At 56.1% G+C, this 18,232-nt stretch carries 16 protein-coding genes; all 16 read left to right on the forward strand.

Annotated elements, in window-relative coordinates; translation table 11 throughout:
* Positions 1–202 precede the first annotated feature (202 nt).
* Positions 203–1,288: a 3-phosphoserine/phosphohydroxythreonine transaminase gene (gene serC / locus AC07ZE_RS09060; protein ID WP_207263513.1), complete on the forward strand. Its 1,086-nt coding sequence runs from the start codon at positions 203–205 to the stop codon at positions 1,286–1,288.
* Complete coding sequence (gene pheA / locus AC07ZE_RS09065) at positions 1,288–2,382, forward strand: prephenate dehydratase (protein ID WP_020800126.1); 1,095 nt, start codon at positions 1,288–1,290, stop codon at positions 2,380–2,382. Before serC ends, pheA begins: the two co-directional genes overlap by 1 nt.
* Positions 2,383–2,394: 12 nt before the next feature.
* Positions 2,395–3,507 carry a histidinol-phosphate transaminase gene (gene hisC / locus AC07ZE_RS09070; protein WP_207263515.1) on the forward strand — a complete coding sequence of 371 codons (1,113 nt, stop codon included), beginning with the start codon at positions 2,395–2,397 and terminating at the stop codon, positions 3,505–3,507.
* Positions 3,508–3,535: 28 nt separating this feature from the next.
* On the forward strand, positions 3,536–5,743 hold the full coding sequence (locus tag AC07ZE_RS09075; protein WP_259332016.1) for a bifunctional prephenate dehydrogenase/3-phosphoshikimate 1-carboxyvinyltransferase: 2,208 nt from the start codon (positions 3,536–3,538) through the stop codon (positions 5,741–5,743).
* The gene (gene cmk, locus AC07ZE_RS09080) at positions 5,740–6,429 is read left to right on the forward strand and encodes a (d)CMP kinase (RefSeq protein ID WP_077047283.1); all 690 of its coding nucleotides are present in this window, start codon (positions 5,740–5,742) and stop codon (positions 6,427–6,429) included. The genes AC07ZE_RS09075 and cmk overlap by 4 nt, the downstream gene beginning before the upstream one ends.
* A gap of 119 nt (positions 6,430–6,548) precedes the next feature.
* Positions 6,549–8,243, forward strand: a complete 1,695-nt coding sequence (gene rpsA / locus AC07ZE_RS09085; protein ID WP_180206812.1) for a 30S ribosomal protein S1 — start codon at positions 6,549–6,551, stop codon at positions 8,241–8,243.
* Between the two features lie 219 nt (positions 8,244–8,462).
* Positions 8,463–8,741, forward strand: a complete 279-nt coding sequence (locus AC07ZE_RS09090) for a hypothetical protein (protein WP_207263518.1) — start codon at positions 8,463–8,465, stop codon at positions 8,739–8,741.
* Between the two features lie 140 nt (positions 8,742–8,881).
* A complete protein-coding gene (gene ihfB / locus AC07ZE_RS09095; protein ID WP_007899751.1) occupies positions 8,882–9,178 on the forward strand; it encodes an integration host factor subunit beta in 297 nt (98 codons plus the stop codon).
* Positions 9,179–9,205: 27 nt separating this feature from the next.
* A complete protein-coding gene (locus AC07ZE_RS09100) occupies positions 9,206–9,445 on the forward strand; it encodes a LapA family protein (RefSeq protein ID WP_207263520.1) in 240 nt (79 codons plus the stop codon).
* A gap of 227 nt (positions 9,446–9,672) precedes the next feature.
* A complete protein-coding gene (rfbB, locus tag AC07ZE_RS09105; RefSeq protein WP_207263522.1) occupies positions 9,673–10,749 on the forward strand; it encodes a dTDP-glucose 4,6-dehydratase in 1,077 nt (358 codons plus the stop codon).
* Positions 10,746–11,624: a dTDP-4-dehydrorhamnose reductase gene (gene rfbD / locus AC07ZE_RS09110; protein ID WP_207263524.1), complete on the forward strand. Its 879-nt coding sequence runs from the start codon at positions 10,746–10,748 to the stop codon at positions 11,622–11,624. Before rfbB ends, rfbD begins: the two co-directional genes overlap by 4 nt.
* Positions 11,621–12,508, forward strand: coding sequence for a glucose-1-phosphate thymidylyltransferase RfbA (gene rfbA, locus AC07ZE_RS09115; RefSeq protein WP_207263526.1), 888 nt, complete (start codon positions 11,621–11,623; stop codon positions 12,506–12,508). The genes rfbD and rfbA overlap by 4 nt, the downstream gene beginning before the upstream one ends.
* A 436-nt stretch (positions 12,509–12,944) precedes the next feature.
* Positions 12,945–14,387 (forward strand): mannose-1-phosphate guanylyltransferase/mannose-6-phosphate isomerase, encoded by a 1,443-nt coding sequence (locus AC07ZE_RS09120; protein ID WP_207263528.1) that lies wholly within the window; start codon positions 12,945–12,947, stop codon positions 14,385–14,387.
* A 150-nt stretch (positions 14,388–14,537) separates the two neighbouring features.
* Entirely contained in the window at positions 14,538–15,911 is a 1,374-nt protein-coding gene (locus AC07ZE_RS09125) for a phosphohexomutase domain-containing protein (RefSeq protein WP_207263530.1), read from the forward strand.
* A 103-nt stretch (positions 15,912–16,014) separates the two neighbouring features.
* A complete protein-coding gene (gene gmd, locus AC07ZE_RS09130) occupies positions 16,015–17,109 on the forward strand; it encodes a GDP-mannose 4,6-dehydratase (RefSeq protein WP_207263538.1) in 1,095 nt (364 codons plus the stop codon).
* Between the two features lie 11 nt (positions 17,110–17,120).
* On the forward strand, positions 17,121–18,206 hold the full coding sequence (locus AC07ZE_RS09135; RefSeq protein WP_207263540.1) for a DegT/DnrJ/EryC1/StrS family aminotransferase: 1,086 nt from the start codon (positions 17,121–17,123) through the stop codon (positions 18,204–18,206).
* The last annotated feature ends 26 nt before the right edge of the window (positions 18,207–18,232 follow it).

Below are 18,232 nucleotides of genomic sequence, written 5' to 3' on the forward strand. Positions count from 1 at the left end.
CATGGAAAAAGTCGACACCCATGGATATCCCCTGTGGGAGCGAGCCTGCTCGCGAAGCAGGCGCCGCGGTATCTCTGAAACACCGCGGTGATGCATTCGCGAGCAGGCTCGCTCCCTCAGGTTGTCTGCTTCAGCAGGGACCCGGTGTCGATTGATAATGTGATTTATTGCGTGATACCACCAAATCAGAGCGAGATTGGATGTGAGCAAGAGAGCCTATAACTTCTGCGCCGGTCCTGCGGCGCTTCCCGAAGCTGTCCTGCAGCGCGCCCAGGGTGAACTCCTCGACTGGCACGGCAAGGGCCTGTCGGTCATGGAAATGAGCCATCGCAGTGATGAGTTCGTGTCCATTGCCACCAAGGCCGAGCAGGATCTGCGTGATCTGCTGAATATCCCCTCGAACTATAAAGTGCTGTTCCTGCAAGGCGGCGCCAGCCAGCAATTTGCCCAGATTCCGCTGAACCTGCTGCCCGAAGGCGGCTCTGCCGACTATATCGACACCGGTATCTGGTCACAGAAAGCCATTGAAGAAGCGTCGCGCTACGGTCACGTCAACGTTGCCGCTACCGCCAAGCCCTACGACTACTTCGCCATCCCCGGCCAGAACGAGTGGAAGCTGTCCAAGGACGCGGCCTACGTACACTACGCGCCGAACGAAACCATTGGCGGCCTGGAATTCCAGTGGGTCCCGGAAACCGGTGATGTTCCGCTGGTGGCCGACATGTCGTCGGACATCCTCTCGCGCCCGATGGATGTCTCGCGCTTCGGCATGATCTACGCCGGCGCCCAGAAAAACATCGGCCCGAGCGGCATCGTGGTCAACATCGTTCGCGAAGACCTGCTCGGTCACGCCCGTTCCCTGTGCCCGACCATGCTCAACTACAAGGTCGCGGCCGATAACGGCTCGATGTACAACACCCCGCCGACCCTGGCCTGGTACCTGTCCGGCCTGGTGTTCGAGTGGCTCAAAGAGCAGGGTGGTGTCGAAGCCATCGGCAAGCTTAACGAAGTGAAGCAGCGCACGCTGTATGACTTCATCGATGCCAGCGGTCTCTACAGTAACCCGATCAACAAGTCGGACCGCTCGTGGATGAACGTGCCGTTCCGCCTGGCGGATGACCGTCTGGACAAGCCGTTCCTGGCGGGCGCCGACGAGCGTGGCCTGCTGAACCTCAAGGGGCACCGCTCCGTGGGCGGCATGCGCGCTTCCATCTATAACGCCGTCGACATCAACGCGATCAACGCGCTGGTGGCGTACATGGCAGAGTTCGAGAAGGAACACGGCTAATGTCTGAGCAAGAACTCAAGGCACTGCGCCTGCGCATTGATGCCCTGGACGAGAAAGTCCTGGAGCTGATCAGTGAGCGTGCGCGCTGCGCCCAGGAAGTCGCGCGAGTAAAGATGGCCTCGCTGGCCGAAGGCGAAGTGCCGGTGTTCTATCGTCCTGAGCGTGAAGCTCAGGTGCTCAAGCGCGTCATGGAGCGCAACCAGGGACCGCTGGGCAACGAAGAGATGGCGCGGTTGTTCCGTGAAATCATGTCCTCGTGCCTGGCCCTCGAGCAGCCGTTGAAAGTGGCTTACCTCGGCCCGGAAGGCACCTTTACTCAGGCGGCGGCCCTGAAGCACTTTGGTCACGCGGTGATCAGCAAGCCGATGGCGGCGATCGACGAGGTGTTCCGTGAGGTGGCGGCCGGTGCGGTGAACTTTGGCGTGGTTCCGGTGGAAAACTCCACTGAGGGCGCGGTCAACCACACCCTCGACAGCTTCCTCGAACACGACATGGTGATCTGCGGTGAAGTCGAGCTGCGGATTCACCACCACCTGTTGGTCGGTGAAAACACCAAGACCGACAGCATCAGTCGTATCTATTCCCACGCCCAGTCCCTGGCCCAGTGCCGCAAGTGGCTGGATGCGCACTACCCGAATGTCGAACGCGTGGCGGTGTCCAGCAACGCCGAAGCGGCAAAGCGGGTCAAGGGCGAGTGGAACTCGGCGGCGATTGCCGGCGACATGGCAGCCGGCTTGTACGGTCTGACCCGCCTGGCCGAGAAAATCGAGGACCGTCCGGATAACTCCACGCGTTTCCTCATGATCGGCAACCAGGAAGTGCCGCCGACCGGCGACGACAAGACCTCGATCATCGTTTCCATGAGCAACAAACCCGGTGCGCTTCATGAGTTGCTGGTGCCGTTCCATGATAACGGCATCGACCTGACGCGAATCGAGACCCGTCCGTCGCGCAGCGGTAAATGGACCTACGTGTTCTTCATCGACTTTGTCGGCCACCACCGCGATCCGCTGGTAAAAGGTGTGCTGGAAAAGATCAGTCAGGAAGCAGTAGCACTCAAAGTGCTGGGTTCCTACCCGAAAGCAGTTCTCTAAGGGCGGTAGCAAATGAGTGGCAATTTCCTCGCTCTGGCACAGCCGGGCGTGCAACAACTTTCGCCTTACGTTCCTGGCAAGCCCGTGGACGAACTGGCGCGCGAGCTGGACATCGATCCGGCCAGCATTGTCAAACTGGCGAGCAACGAAAACCCGCTGGGTGCCAGCCCCAAGGCATTGGCGGCCATCCGCGAAGAGCTGGCCGACCTGACCCGCTATCCCGACGGCAACGGTTTTGCGCTCAAGACCCTGCTGGCTGAGCAATGCCGCGTCGAGCTCAATCAGGTGACCTTGGGCAACGGCTCCAATGACATCCTTGAATTGGTTGCGCGTGCCTATCTGGCCCCGGGCCTGAATGCGGTGTTCAGCGAGCATGCGTTTGCGGTCTATCCGATCGTGACCCAGGCCGTGGGTGCCCAGGCCAAGGTCATCCCGGCCAAAAACTGGGGTCATGACCTGCCGGCGATGCTCGCGGCGATCGATGCCAATACCCGTGTGGTGTTCATCGCCAACCCGAATAACCCGACCGGGACCTGGTTCGATACCGAGGCGCTGGACGAATTCCTGCAAGACGTTCCGGAGCACGTGCTGGTGGTGCTGGACGAGGCTTACATCGAGTACGCCGAAGGCAGCGACTTGCCGGACGGCCTGGATTTCCTGGCGGCGTACCCGAACCTGCTGGTTTCGCGCACCTTCTCCAAGGCTTATGGCCTGGCGGCGCTGCGGGTCGGTTATGGCTTGTCCACTGCCGTGGTCGCCGATGTGCTGAACCGCGTGCGTCAGCCATTCAACGTCAACAGCCTGGCCCTGGCCGCTGCCTGCGCCGCACTGCAAGACGCCGAGTACCTGGCTGAAAGCCGTCGCCTGAACGAAGCCGGCATGCAGCAACTGGAAGCGGGTTTTCGTGAGTTGGGGTTGAGCTGGATTCCTTCCAAAGGCAACTTCATTTGTGTCGATGTCGGCCGCGAAGCCGCTCCGGTGTTCCAGGGCTTGCTGCGCGAAGGCGTGATTGTGCGTCCGGTGGCCAACTACGGCCTGCCGAATCACTTGCGCATCACCATTGGACTGCCAGCGGAAAACAGCCGCTTCCTTGAGGCGCTGACCAAGGTTCTGGCTCGTGGTTGATGTCACTGCGTTGCAATCTGCTGAACCTATGATCGGGCGCCTGGTGGTGGTCGGTCTCGGGTTGATCGGCGGTTCGTTTGCCAAGGGGTTGCGTGAAAGTGGCCTGTGCCGCGAAGTGGTCGGGGTCGATCTCGATCCGCAGTCGCGCAAGCTGGCGGTAGAGCTGGGCGTGGTGGATCGCTGTGAAGACGACCTGGCAGTGGCTTGCCAGGGTGCCGACGTTATCCAGTTGGCCGTGCCGATCCTCGCCATGGAAAAACTGCTGGCCCGACTGGCAGGCATGAAGCTGGGCGGGGCGATCCTGACCGACGTCGGCAGTGCCAAGGGTAATGTCGTGCGTGCCGCTACCGAAGCGTTTGGCGGCATGCCGTCGCGGTTTGTGCCGGGGCACCCGATTGCCGGTTCCGAGCAGAGTGGGGTAGAAGCCTCCAATGCCGAGCTGTTCCGTCGCCATAAAGTGATTTTGACGCCGCTGGACCAGACCGATCCGGCAGCCTTGGCCGTGGTCGACCGCTTGTGGCGCGAATTAGGCGCCGATGTCGAGCACATGCAGGTCGAGCGCCATGATGAAGTGTTGGCGGCAACCAGCCATTTGCCGCACTTGCTGGCGTTCGGCCTGGTCGACTCATTGGCCAAGCGCAATGAAAACCTTGAGATCTTCCGTTACGCTGCGGGCGGTTTCCGCGATTTCACAAGAATTGCCGGAAGCGACCCGGTGATGTGGCACGACATTTTCCTCGCTAACCGCGAGGCTGTCCTGCGCACACTCGATACATTTCGCAGCGACCTCGACGCCTTGCGCGACGCGGTCGATGCAGGGGATGGGCACCAATTGTTGGGCGTTTTCACTCGCGCCCGGGTTGCCCGCGAGCATTTCAGTAAAATCCTGGCCCGCAGGGCCTATGTGGACGCTATGAATTCCAACGATCTGATTTTCCTGGCTCAACCTGGTGGCCGCCTGTCCGGTCGGATTCGCGTACCGGGTGACAAATCGATTTCCCACCGTTCGATCATGCTTGGCTCCCTGGCCGAAGGCGTCACCGAAGTGGAAGGTTTCCTCGAGGGCGAAGACGCCCTGGCGACGCTTCAGGCTTTCCGTGACATGGGCGTCGTGATCGAAGGCCCGCACCACGGTCGCGTGACCATTCACGGCGTCGGCCTGCATGGCCTGAAGCCTGCGCCGGGTCCGATCTATCTGGGCAACTCGGGTACTTCGATGCGCCTGCTGTCCGGCCTGCTGGCCGCGCAGAACTTCGACAGCACCCTGACCGGTGACGCTTCGCTGTCCAAGCGCCCGATGAATCGCGTGGCCAATCCGCTGCGTGAAATGGGTGCCGTGATCGAAACCGCTGCTGAAGGTCGTCCACCGATGACCATCCGCGGTGGCAACAAGCTCAAAGGCCTGACTTACACCATGCCGATGGCCAGTGCCCAGGTTAAATCCTGCCTGCTGCTGGCGGGTCTGTACGCCGATGGAAAAACCACCGTGACCGAGCCTGCGCCGACCCGTGACCATACCGAGCGCATGCTGCGCGGCTTTGGCTACCCGGTCACCGTCAATGGCGCAACCGCGTCGGTCGAATCCGGCAACAAGCTGACGGCGACCCACATCGAAGTGCCGGGCGATATCTCGTCGTCGGCGTTCTTCCTGGTGGCCGCATCGATCGCCGAAGGTTCGGAGCTGGTGCTCGAACACGTCGGCATCAACCCGACCCGCACCGGGGTGATCGACATCCTGCGTCTGATGGGCGCTGACATCACCCTGGAAAACCAACGTGAAGTCGGCGGCGAGCCGGTGGCTGACCTGCGTGTGCGGGCAGCTAAACTCAAAGGTATCGAGATTCCGGAAGAGCTGGTGCCATTGGCCATCGACGAGTTCCCGGTGCTGTTCGTAGCGGCCGCCTGCGCGGAAGGGCGTACCGTGCTGCGTGGCGCCGAAGAGCTGCGGGTCAAGGAATCGGACCGTATCCAGGTCATGGCGGATGGTTTGCTGGCGCTGGGCGTCAAGTGCGAACCGACGCCGGACGGCATCATTATCGATGGCGGCCTGATCGGTGGCGGCGAAGTGCACGGTCACGGCGATCACCGGATTGCCATGGCGTTCAGTGTTGCCTCGCTGCGGGCCTCTGCGCCGATCCGCATCCATGATTGCGCCAACGTCGCGACGTCGTTTCCCAACTTCCTCGCGCTGTGCGCGCAGGTCGGTATCCGCGTTGCCCAAGAGGCTCAGTCGTGAAAAACATTGCACCGGTCATCACCATTGATGGGCCAAGCGGCTCCGGTAAAGGCACCGTCGCCGGGATACTGGCCAAGCGCCTGGGCTGGAACCTGCTGGATTCCGGTGCGCTTTACCGGTTGCTGGCGTTCGCCGCGCATAACCACGGCGTCGACCTGACCAATGAAGAATTGCTGAAGAAACTGGCCGCTCATCTGGATGTGCAATTCATTGCGGCGACCGACGGTCAGTTGCAACGCATCATTCTGGAAGGTGACGAAGTCAGCGACGTGATCCGTACGGAAAGCGTCGGTTCGGGTGCCTCCCAGGTGGCTGCATTGCCTGCGGTGCGCGAGGCGCTGCTGCAGCGCCAGCGCGCCTTCCAGGAAGCGCCGGGCCTGGTGGCCGATGGACGTGACATGGGTACGGTGGTTTTTCCGGATGCGCCGCTGAAGATTTTCCTCACCGCCAGTGCCGAGGAGCGTGCGCGCCGTCGATACTTGCAGTTGAAGGGCAAAGTCGATGGTGTTAGTCTGTCGAGTCTGCTAGATGAGATACGTGCGCGCGATGAGCGTGACACCCAGCGAGCGGTAGCCCCGCTCAAGCCGGCGGCTGACGCCATACAGCTGGATTCCACGGAATTATCCATCGACCAGGTGCTGGAACGCATCATGAGCGAGATCGCCATTCGCGATATCGCCGGGTGACCAAGAGGGCCGCAGGGGACCAGTCATAGTCCTGTGGCGCTTCTTTTAAATGAAACTGACCCACATCGTCTGGGATGTGGAGATGGGCGTATTCTTCGCCCTCATCAACAGGAATTAAAATGAGCGAAAGCTTTGCGGAACTCTTTGAAGAAAGCCTAAAGACCCTGAACCTTCAGGCAGGCTCCATCATCACCGGTGTTATCGTTGATATCGATTACCAGGCTCGCTGGGTAACCGTTCACGCTGGCCTGAAGTCCGAAGCACTGATCCCGCTGGAGCAGTTCTACAACGACGCTGGCGAACTGAACATCAACGTCGGTGACGAAGTTCACGTTGCTCTGGACTCGGTTGAAGACGGTTTCGGTGAAACCAAGCTGTCCCGTGAAAAAGCCAAGCGCGCTGAATGCTGGATTGTTCTGGAAGCAGCCTTCGCAGCCGAAGAAGTGGTCAAGGGCGTTATCAACGGTAAGGTTAAAGGCGGCTTCACTGTCGACGTTAACGGCATCCGTGCGTTCCTGCCAGGTTCTCTGGTTGACGTCCGTCCAGTGCGCGACACCACGCACCTGGAAGGCAAAGAGCTGGAATTCAAGGTCATCAAACTCGACCAGAAGCGCAACAACGTTGTCGTTTCCCGTCGCAGCGTCCTGGAAGCCGAGAACTCCGCCGAGCGCGAAGCTCTGCTGGAATCCCTGCAGGAAGGCCAACAAGTCAAAGGTATCGTCAAGAACCTCACCGATTACGGCGCATTCGTCGATCTGGGTGGCGTCGATGGCCTGCTGCACATTACCGACATGGCTTGGAAGCGTATCAAGCATCCTTCCGAAATCGTCAACGTTGGCGACGAGATCGATGTCAAGGTTCTGAAGTACGATCGCGAGCGCAATCGTGTTTCCCTGGGCCTCAAGCAACTGGGCGAAGATCCATGGGTTGCTATCAAAGCCCGTTACCCAGAAAGCACTCGCGTTACCGCTCGTGTAACCAACCTGACCGACTACGGCTGCTTCGCTGAGCTGGAAGAAGGCGTTGAAGGTCTGGTACACGTTTCTGAAATGGACTGGACCAACAAGAACATCCACCCTTCGAAAGTCGTACAAGTCGGCGACGAAGTGGAAGTTATGGTTCTGGACATCGACGAAGAGCGTCGTCGTATCTCCCTGGGCATCAAGCAGTGCAAGTCGAACCCATGGGAAGACTTCTCTGGCCAGTTCAACAAGGGCGACAAGATCTCCGGCACCATCAAGTCGATCACCGATTTCGGTATCTTCATTGGTCTGGACGGCGGCATCGACGGTCTGGTTCACCTGTCCGACATCTCCTGGAACGAAGTGGGCGAAGAAGCCGTTCGCCGCTTCAAGAAGGGCGACGAGCTGGACACCGTTATCCTGTCGGTTGACCCAGAGCGCGAGCGCATCTCCCTGGGTATCAAGCAACTGGAAAGCGATCCGTTCTCCGAGTACGTTCAAGAGAACGACAAAGGCGCCATCGTTAAAGGCATCGTGAAGGAAGTTGACGCTAAAGGCGCCATCATCACTCTGGCCGACGATATCGAAGCAACTCTGAAAGCCTCCGAAATCAGCCGTGACCGCGTTGAAGACGCGCGTAACGTTCTGAAAGAAGGCGAAGAAGTAGAAGCCAAGATCATCAGCGTTGACCGCAAGAGCCGTGTAATCCAGCTCTCGATCAAGTCGAAAGACGTTGAAGACGAGAAAGAAGCCATCCAGAGCCTGCGCGACAAGCCAGTAGCTGGTGACGCTCCAGTAGCCACCACCCTGGGTGACCTGCTGCGTGCTGCACAAGCGGAAAAACAGAACTAAGTTCTGACTTTCTGTAAAAAAAGGGCGACTTCGGTCGCCCTTTTTTATGCCTGGAATTTGACCGGGGTCATGGGGTGTATGGCCTGGCTTTGGTTGAGCGTGAAACAAACGGCCGTTATAGGATGTCTCTTTCTTTAGCGGGATCAATCGTTTAATTACAGCTAGTCTTTATTCTGAAGCGAACGACGGTCGGGCCGAGCGCCTGGCATAAGGAAGTGAATGAACAAGCTCGTAGTAGCGATAGCAATGCTGGCACTGGCGGGGTGCACCACCAGTGCCAAGACTCATGCAGTGCGCGGGGTCAGTGGTATTGAGGTTGATTGTTCGGGGCTGGGGTCGGGTTGGGAGAAGTGCCGCAAACGAGCGGCGAAGGAGTGCAAGGGGGCCGGCTACAAGGTTGTGACAAGGTCTGATGATGCCAAGGATGAGGATGACTTCCCCTTCGGCTTCAATCCGGCGGGATACCTGACGCGCACCATGTTGGTTATATGCAGGTGAACGCTATGGCTCGCGGGCCTGAAAACCGGGTATTGCGCGGTGTGCAGGGAGATGTCAAAACTTGGACTGTTCAAATTCGTTAGGGCATGCTAAAACCGTGGGAGCGATTTTCCTAGCTGCTTGAAAAAGAAGGGAAAAATATGACGAAGTCGGAGTTGATCGAACGAATTGTCACCCATCAAGGGCTGCTCTCATCCAAGGATGTGGAGCTGGCCATCAAGACCATGCTTGAGCAAATGTCCCAATGTCTGGCCACCGGTGATCGCATCGAGATCCGCGGCTTTGGCAGCTTCTCTCTGCACTATCGCGCACCGCGCGTAGGGCGCAATCCAAAAACCGGTCAGTCCGTCAGCCTCGACGGCAAGTTCGTGCCACATTTCAAGCCAGGCAAAGAACTGCGCGACCGTGTGAACGAGGAAGAAGAGGAAGGGCTTTGATCGTCGCCACTCTACAAGGAGCCGCTCATGCGTAACCTCAAGCGCGTATTGATCGCGGTGTTCGTCCTGTTGCTGGTTCTGGTGATCCTGGCGTTCGTTCTCGAGAATCAGCAATCCGTTACCCTGCTATTCCTGGGCTGGGCCGGTCCGCAACTTCCGGTATCGGTGGTCATGGTGGTTGCCTTGCTCATTGGCATGGTGGTCGGGCCGATTGTCAGCTGGTTTCTGGGACGTGCATCCAGAGCATCTCGCAGGCGCCTTGCTTGACTTCCACATGGAGGTGGGAGCGCTCAAACCGTCCACAGCTTGTCTATATCCAATAGTAAAACCGTCATTAAGCTGTAAAATGCTGTGCTTGTTCGATAGTGGCATATTCGCATATCGGTTTAGATTGTCTCGGTCGAAAGCCTCGGCTGACTTGATGGCTTTTGCATTCATGGATTAGGCAGCGTGCAGTTGGTGGCTCTGTCAGCGACGCAAGGGTATGGTACCGCGTGAAAATTCTAGTTACCGGTGGCGCCGGGTTTATTGGTTCGGCAGTCATTCGCCACATCATCTCCAGCACTAACGATTCTGTCGTTAACGTCGATAAACTAACTTATGCAGGTAATCTCGAATCATTAAGCAGTGTTAGTGATGATTCGCGTTATGTGTTTGAGCATGTCGATATCTGCAATCGCGATCAAATCGACCGTATCCTGCACGACCATCAACCGGATGCCATCATGCATCTGGCTGCGGAGTCCCACGTTGATCGTTCGATTTCCGGTCCGTCTGAGTTTATCCAGACCAACATAATTGGCACATATACGTTGCTGGAGGCTGCGCGGCACTATTGGGCCGCGCTGGATGAAAGCCGGAAAACCACCTTTCGCTTTCATCATATTTCGACCGACGAAGTCTATGGCGATCTCGAGGGGCCAGAAGATCTTTTCACCGAAACCACGCCTTATCAGCCGAGTTCGCCTTACTCTGCAAGCAAGGCAAGTTCTGATCATCTGGTTCGTGCCTGGAGTCGTACCTACGGCCTGCCGATTCTGGTGACCAATTGCTCGAACAACTATGGCCCTTTCCATTTTCCTGAGAAGCTGATCCCGCTAATCATTCTGAACGCACTGGAAGGCAAGCCATTGCCGGTCTATGGCAGAGGTGATCAGGTTCGCGATTGGCTATTTGTTGAAGATCATGCCCGCGCCTTGTACAAGGTCGTGACTGAAGGCGTTATCGGTGAGACCTACAACATTGGCGGCCATAACGAGAAGCAAAATATTGAGGTGGTGCATACTCTCTGTGCGCTGCTCGACGAACTGCGCCCCGACTCGGCACATCGTCCCCATGCCAGTCTGATCACTTACGTTCAAGATCGCCCGGGCCACGATCAGCGCTACGCTATTGACGCCGGCAAGATCCAGCGAGAGCTGGGCTGGGTGCCTGAAGAGTCCTTTGAAACCGGAATTCGTAAAACCGTCGAGTGGTACCTCGAGAACGCTGAATGGGTTGCCCATGTGAAAAGTGGCAGCTATCAGCAGTGGATCGACCAGAACTATGCGAGCCGCTCGAACAAGGCATGAGAGTCCTTCTGCTCGGAAAAAACGGTCAGTTGGGTTGGGAGCTTCAACGCTCCCTGGCTCCGCTCGGCGAGCTGATCGCCGTGGATCACAGTGCGGTCGATCTTGCTGATCCACGTGCTTTGCGTGCCGCAATCCGGCGATATGCACCTGGGCTCATTGTGAATGCTGCTGCTTACACATCTGTGGATAATGCGGAGTTCGAGATCGAACTGGCGGACCGGGTTAACGGTCAAGCGTGTCAGGTCATGGCTGAAGAGGCCGTATCTCTGAATGCCTTATTGGTTCACTACTCGACCGACTACGTCTTCGATGGCCAAGGCTCAACGCCCTGGACAGAGACTGATGCCGTTGCTCCATTGAATCGCTACGGGCTTAGCAAGGCGGCTGGCGAGCAGGCCATTATTCAGTCCGGCTGTAGATTTCTGATATTCAGGACCAGTTGGAATTATGGTGTTCGTGGTGAAAGCTTCGCCAGAAAAATTCTGCGATTAGCCAAGGAGCGCGTCACGCTGGATATCGTTGCGGATCAAGTTGGTGCACCTACCGGTACCGACCTGATAGCTGATGTATCCGCATTGGCAATTCAGCAAGTCCTTCAGCGCCCTGAACTGCAGGGGCTTTACCACTTGGCAGCGAGTGGTGAAGTGTCCTGGCACGGCTATGCCAGTTACGTCATTGATTTTGCCCGGGCCAATGGCGAGCAGTTCGCCGTGATGACGATCAATCCGATTGAAACAAGCGCCTATCCAACACTTGCACGCCGGCCTCTGAACTCTCGTTTGAATACTCAGAAGCTGCGTGACAATTTTTCTCTACACTTGCCGGATTGGCAAAGTGGTGTAACCCGAATGCTTAGGGAAGTCCTGAATAAATGAGCACGATGAATCGAAAAGGTATCATCCTGGCTGGTGGCTCCGGCACACGTTTGCATCCGCTGACCCTTGGTGTCTCCAAGCAGATGCTTCCCATCTACGATAAGCCGATGATTTTCTATCCGCTGTCGGTGCTGATGCTCGCAGGCATGCGTGAAATATTGATTATCTCCACACCGGACGATCTTCCGAATTTTCGCAAATTACTGGGAGATGGCAGCTTGTATGGCATCAAGCTCAGTTATGCCGAGCAGCCTAGCCCGGATGGTCTGGCGCAGGCTTTTATCATTGGCGAAGAGTTCATTGGCGAGGACCCTTGCTGCCTGATCCTGGGCGATAACATCTTCTATGGCCAGATCACCGAGCACCTGCGCTCGGCGGGCAATCAGGCTAATGGTGCGACCATATTTGGCTATCACGTGTCCGATCCGGAGCGTTTCGGTGTTGTGGAATTCGATGAAGGCGGCCAGGTCCTGAGTATTGAAGAGAAACCGCAGAACCCAAAATCCAACTATGCAGTGACGGGGTTGTACTTCTACGACAACCAGGTCGTGGAGATCGCGAAGAACATCAAGCCTTCGCCAAGGGGGGAGCTGGAAATTACGGATATCAACCGTGTTTACCTTGAGCAGAAGTCGCTCAGGGTGGAGATGCTGCGTCGCGGCTTCGCCTGGCTGGATACAGGTACCCATGATTCGTTGTTGGAAGCCAGTCACTTCGTACATACCATCGAGAAGCGCCAAGGTCTGAAGGTGGCTTGCCTGGAGGAGATTGCGTACAACAAGGGGTGGATAACGGCGACCGAGTTGGCCGCTCAGGCTGAGCGTCTGGGGAAGACAGGTTATGGTCAGTATCTTGAAAAACTTCTGGAGACTCACCCGCGCTGAAATTTGATGGGCGCTGACAGTTGATGTTATTTTGATGGCAGGTATTTATTTGTTTTCAAATGATTTTTTGTCTCCTGTCGGCCCGTTAGTTATTAAATGTCGGCAGTCCCTGTAGAATGGCCGACAAGAATTGTCTGATCCTGCTCGATATCGCATCTCAATCTCGATTGATCTGATTTCCTTCAGGAAAGCTTCAATATCGGATAGCCCTCTGGTTGCAGAGGGGCAGGGCATCAATTTCCGATGACTGGTAGAACGGATCGATCAGTGAGACGCGTCAGGGTAAGCCCGACAGGTTTGGATCGAAGTCGAGCTATTCCCCTTGTGGTCGCTCCAAGCAAGATTTTGCATTGATCACGATGCAGGAATGACTGGAAACATAACTGAGCCCCGCTTACTGGTTGCATCTGCCAGAAGGGGATTAAGGATTTAGCGCATGGAACTGATTCCCGTAATTTTGTCTGGCGGAGTGGGCAGCCGGTTGTGGCCCGTTTCTCGAGAAGCCCATCCGAAGCCGTTCATGGAACTGCCGGATGGCCAGAATCTCATCCAGAAGACCTTCCTCCGTGCTGCGCGCCTGGAAGGTGTTGTGGAGATTCTTACGGTGACCAATCGTGAACTCCTGTTCAAGACGGAAGACGAGTACGGCGCAGTCAATAAGGCCAAACATGCTCAAGGATTCATTCTGGAGCCCTTCGGTCGTAATACGGCCGCAGCTGTTGCTGCCGCTGCGCTGCAATTGGAAGCCACCCATGGTCCGGACGCTCAGATGCTGGTGCTGGCCGCAGACCATCTGATCAAAGACGAAAAAGCATTTGCCGCGGCCGTGGCCAATGCCACTGCGCTGGCTGCCGAGGGATGGTTGGTTACCTTTGGTATTCAGCCAACCTACCCCGAAACAGGGTTTGGCTATATCGAAGCGCAAAAGGATGCACCATTGAAGGGGGGGCTGAAGGTCGCCCGCTTCGTTGAAAAGCCCGATCTTGATACGGCTCAAGGTTATGTCAGCGCTGGTAACTATTACTGGAACTCCGGAATGTTCTGCTTCCGGGTCGGAACGGTACTTGAAGAACTGCGTGAACATGCTCCTGACGTCGTGGCGGCGGTAGCCAACACTATCGAGCAATCGCGCCTCACCTCATCTTCCAAGTATCGCTGCCTTGCGCTCAATGCAGACGCCTTCGCCGAGGTTCCGGATATTTCCATCGACTATGCGTTGATGGAACGTTCATCCAAAGTGGCGACCATCCCTTGTGACATTGGTTGGAGTGATATCGGTTCCTGGAATGCTGTCAGTGAGCTCACGGAGCCTGATGAGAATGGCAACCGCTTTGAAGGTGAAGTGTTGTCCCACGGGTCGCGTAACAACTACGTGAACAGCGAAGGTCGTCTGACGGCGCTGGTGGGCGTTGAAGACCTGTTAGTGATCGATACACCCGACGCGGTGATGATCGCGCATAAGGATCATGCCCAAGATGTTAAGCATATCGTCAACCAGCTGAAGGCCTGCAGCCATACGGTCCACTTGCTGCATCGCACCGTGCATCGCCCTTGGGGCACTTACACGACACTTGAAAACGGCGAGCGTTTCAAGATCAAGCGTATTGTGGTGAAACCCAAGGCGTCCCTGTCCCTGCAGATGCATCATCATCGCAGCGAACATTGGATCGTTGTCAGTGGTACGGCTGTGGTCATCAACGACAAGCAGGAGCTGATGCTGCACACCAACGAGTCCACCTTTATCCGTGCTGGTCACCAGCATCGCCTGATGAATCCAGGGGTCATAGACCTGGTGCTTATTGAGGTGCAAAGTGGCGACTATTTGGGTGAGGACGATATCGTGCGCTTCGAAGACAATTACGGTCGCACCGACAAATAACAGTTTCCATCGCATCGCAAGCCGGGTTGGTGAGGTTTTCACCGACCAGGCTTTTTTGCTTTTTGCCAAGACCTGATGCATTTCCATCTGACGCGTGCATGGAGGTCCGGTTCGGCACCTGCATCGCACATACTTCAGTAAGAGAGTGGTATGAATACCCCTATCAAGACCCAGTGTTTCAAAGCCTATGACATTCGCGGCCAAGTGCCATCCGATCTCAGCGAAGAAGTTGCGTACCGGATCGGCCGGGCCATGGTTGCCGAGTTGCAGGGCAAGAATATTGTGCTGGGACGAGATATGCGACTCGAAAGCCCGATGCTGGCCGAGGCGATGACTCGCGGATTGCTGGAAGCGGGTGCGAACGTCATTGATATCGGTTTGTGCGGTACTGAAGAAGTCTACTTTGCCACCAGTGCCTTCAAAGCGGACGGTGGGGTGATGATCACCGCGAGCCACAATCCCAAGGGTTACAACGGGATGAAGCTGGTGAAGGCCGAGTCACGGCCAATCAGCGGCGATACAGGGTTAAATGCCATACGCGATCGTGTGGAGAGTGGTGATCTGGGGGCGTTGGCGTCAACTCCCGGCGAGGTTCGATTCGAGCTTGATAAGACTCGATACGTTGAGCATCTGCTTACCTACGTCAACATGGCTGATTTGAAACCGCTGAAAATCCTTGCAGACGCAGGTAATGGCGCGGCCGGACCGGTGTTGCAAGCGTTGATCCCAAAGCTGCCATTTGAATGGGTGGTGATCAATGCCGAGCCCGACGGCAACTTTCCTAACGGTGTGCCCAATCCGCTGTTGCCAGAGAACCGTAACTTGACACGGCAAGCGCTGCTGGAAAGTGGCTGCGATCTGGGGCTGGCGTGGGATGGCGATTTCGATCGTTGCTTCTTTTTCGACCAGCACGGCCGCTTCATCGAGGGCTATTACCTGGTGGGCTTGCTGGCCGAGATGCTGCTCAAGCAGAACCCCGGCTCAAAGATCATTCATGACCCGAGACTGACCTGGAACACGATCGACCAGGTTCGATTGGCGGGTGGTGTTTCAGTACAATGCAAGACCGGGCACGCCTTCATAAAAGAGCGTATGCGTCTGGAGGATGCGATCTACGGCGGTGAGATGAGTGCTCATCATTATTTCCGGGATTTCGCCTACTGCGATAGCGGCATGATTCCCTGGCTGCTAGTGACTGCGCTGATGTCTGTCTCGGGCAAAAAATTATCCCAACTCGTTGATGAGCGTATCGCCGCTTACCCATGCAGTGGTGAAATCAACTATCGAGTGAGCAATGTGGCTGTGGCGCTGGAGGAGGTCTTGAAACACTACCTGCCTCAGGCGCCTCACCTTGATCAAACAGATGGGATTGGTCTGGATTTTCCTGACTGGCGGTTCAATCTCCGAGGTTCAAATACTGAACCTTTGTTGAGATTGAATGTGGAAAGCAGAAGGGATCCAGCGCTGGTAGCGTTAAAAGTCAAAGAAATTGAGGGATTGCTGAACAGTAAATGTATGGAATGAAAAAAATGGGTCTCACTTCCAGAGGGAAGGTGGGGGATCGGCGATAAGCTGATTCTCTAATAGGGACTTACTGTTCGATTGATTAATTTAAATTGGTGAAAAAATGAGCGACAAGAAAGTAGCGTTGATTACGGGTATTACTGGTCAAGATGGTGCTTACCTCGCCGAGTTCCTGCTCAAGAAAGGTTATTCGGTTCACGGCATCAAGCGCCGCGCCTCCCTGTTCAATACTCATCGTATTGACCATCTTTACCATGACCCGCATAAGAAAGGCTATGATCTGAATCTGCACTACGGCGACCTGACCGATTCGAGCAGCTTGATTCGCATCGTGCAGGAAGTACAGCCGGATGAAGTTTACAACCTCGGGGCGCAAAGCCACGTTGCGGTGTCCTTCGAGTCTCCAGAATATACTGCTGACACTGATGCCATGGGTACGCTGCGGATCCTTGAAGCAATCCGCATTGCCGGTCTTGAGAAGAAGACCAAGTTCTATCAGGCATCCACGTCAGAGCTATACGGTCTGGTGCAGGAAATTCCTCAGAAAGAAACCACGCCCTTCTACCCACGCTCCCCATATGCCGTCGCCAAGATGTACGCCTATTGGATCACTGTGAACTATCGTGAGTCCTATGGGATGTATGCTTGCAACGGTATTCTCTTTAACCACGAATCGCCGATCCGCGGTGAAACCTTCGTAACTCGCAAGATCACCCGCGCTTTGGCACGTATCAAGGTCGGTCTGCAAGATTGCCTGTACCTCGGTAACATGGACGCCCTGCGTGACTGGGGTCATGCCCGTGATTACGTGGAAATGCAATGGCTTATGCTGCAACAAGAAACTCCGGAAGATTTCGTGATCGCGACCGGTGAACAGCATTCCGTTCGAGAATTTGTTGAAGTTGCAGCGAATGAAGCCGGTATCAAGATTCGTTGGGAAGGTAGCGGTGTAGACGAGAAAGGTTACGACGTCGCAACCAACCAATGCATCGTTGCCGTCGACCCGCGTTATTTCCGTCCTGCCGAAGTTGAGACGCTGTTGGGTGACCCAAGCAAAGCCAAGGCCAAATTGGGCTGGGAACCAACTACCTCCTTCAATGAACTGGTAGAAGAAATGATGCGTGAAGATCTGCGTGAAGCCAAACGCGACAAGCTGGTCGCTGAACACGGCTTTAAATATTTCCAGGGTCAGGAATAAAGGGGGCTGGGATGATTCCTGTATATCAGCCCTTCCTGGGCGGTCGCGAAAAGGAATATGTAAACCAGTGTCTCGATTCGACCTGGATTTCTTCTCGTGGAGAGTTTATCTCCCGTTTTGAGAGCGAGTTCGCCCGTTACATTGGTGCAGAACACGCGACCACAGTGAGCAACGGCACCGTTGCCCTTCACCTGGCAATGGCGGCATTGGGGCTTGGGCCTGGCGATGAAGTGATTGTTCCGACGCTGACCTATGTCGCGTCGGTCAACACCATCATGCAGACCGGTGCGAGAGTCGTGTATGCCGAATCTTTGGCGGATACCTGGAACGTCGACGTTGCTGACATTCGCAGTCGTATCACGCCGAAAACCAAGGCTGTCATGGTCGTGCACTTGTACGGCTTGAGCTGTGACATGGACGAAGTCGTCGCGCTTTGCAAAGAGCACAATCTGCTGCTGATCGAAGACTGTGCAGAAGCTTTTGGCTCTCTGTACAAAGATCAGCATGTTGGCACCTTTGGTGATGTCGCTACCTTCAGTTTCTTTGGCAACAAAACCATTACCACCGGTGAGGGTGGGATGGTGGTTTGCAAGAACAAGGACGTTCACGATCGGGCCTGCCACCTGAAAAGCCAAGGCGTGTCCAAGACTCGTGAATACTGGCATGACGAGTTGGCGTACAACTACCGAATGACCAACATCTGCGCCGCCATTGGCCTTGCTCAATTGGAACGTGCTGACGAGATCATCGCACTCAAGCGGCAGGTCGCGGACTGGTACCGTGAAGCGCTCGAAGGCCTTCCATTGCAGATGCATGCAGAGCAGCCAGGAACCCGTCACTCCTATTGGATGTGCTCGGTGGTGCTGGATGACGCTAGCCGGCGTCAGGCCCTGCGTGATCATTTGAAGAGCAAAGGCATCGAAACACGTCCGCTATTTGCTCCAGCTAACACCATGCCACATTGCAAGACGGATGAAACCTTTCCGGTCGCGCAGGACCTTAGTTCGCGAGGGATGAACCTACCGAGCTATCCGACGCTGACTCGCGAACAGGTACAGCAAGTAGTAGACGAAATTCGATCTTACTTTGCCAGCTGATGTTGCTTTGGAATTGAGGCTGGCGA

The organism is Pseudomonas sp. GW101-3H06 (assembly GCF_059424605.1).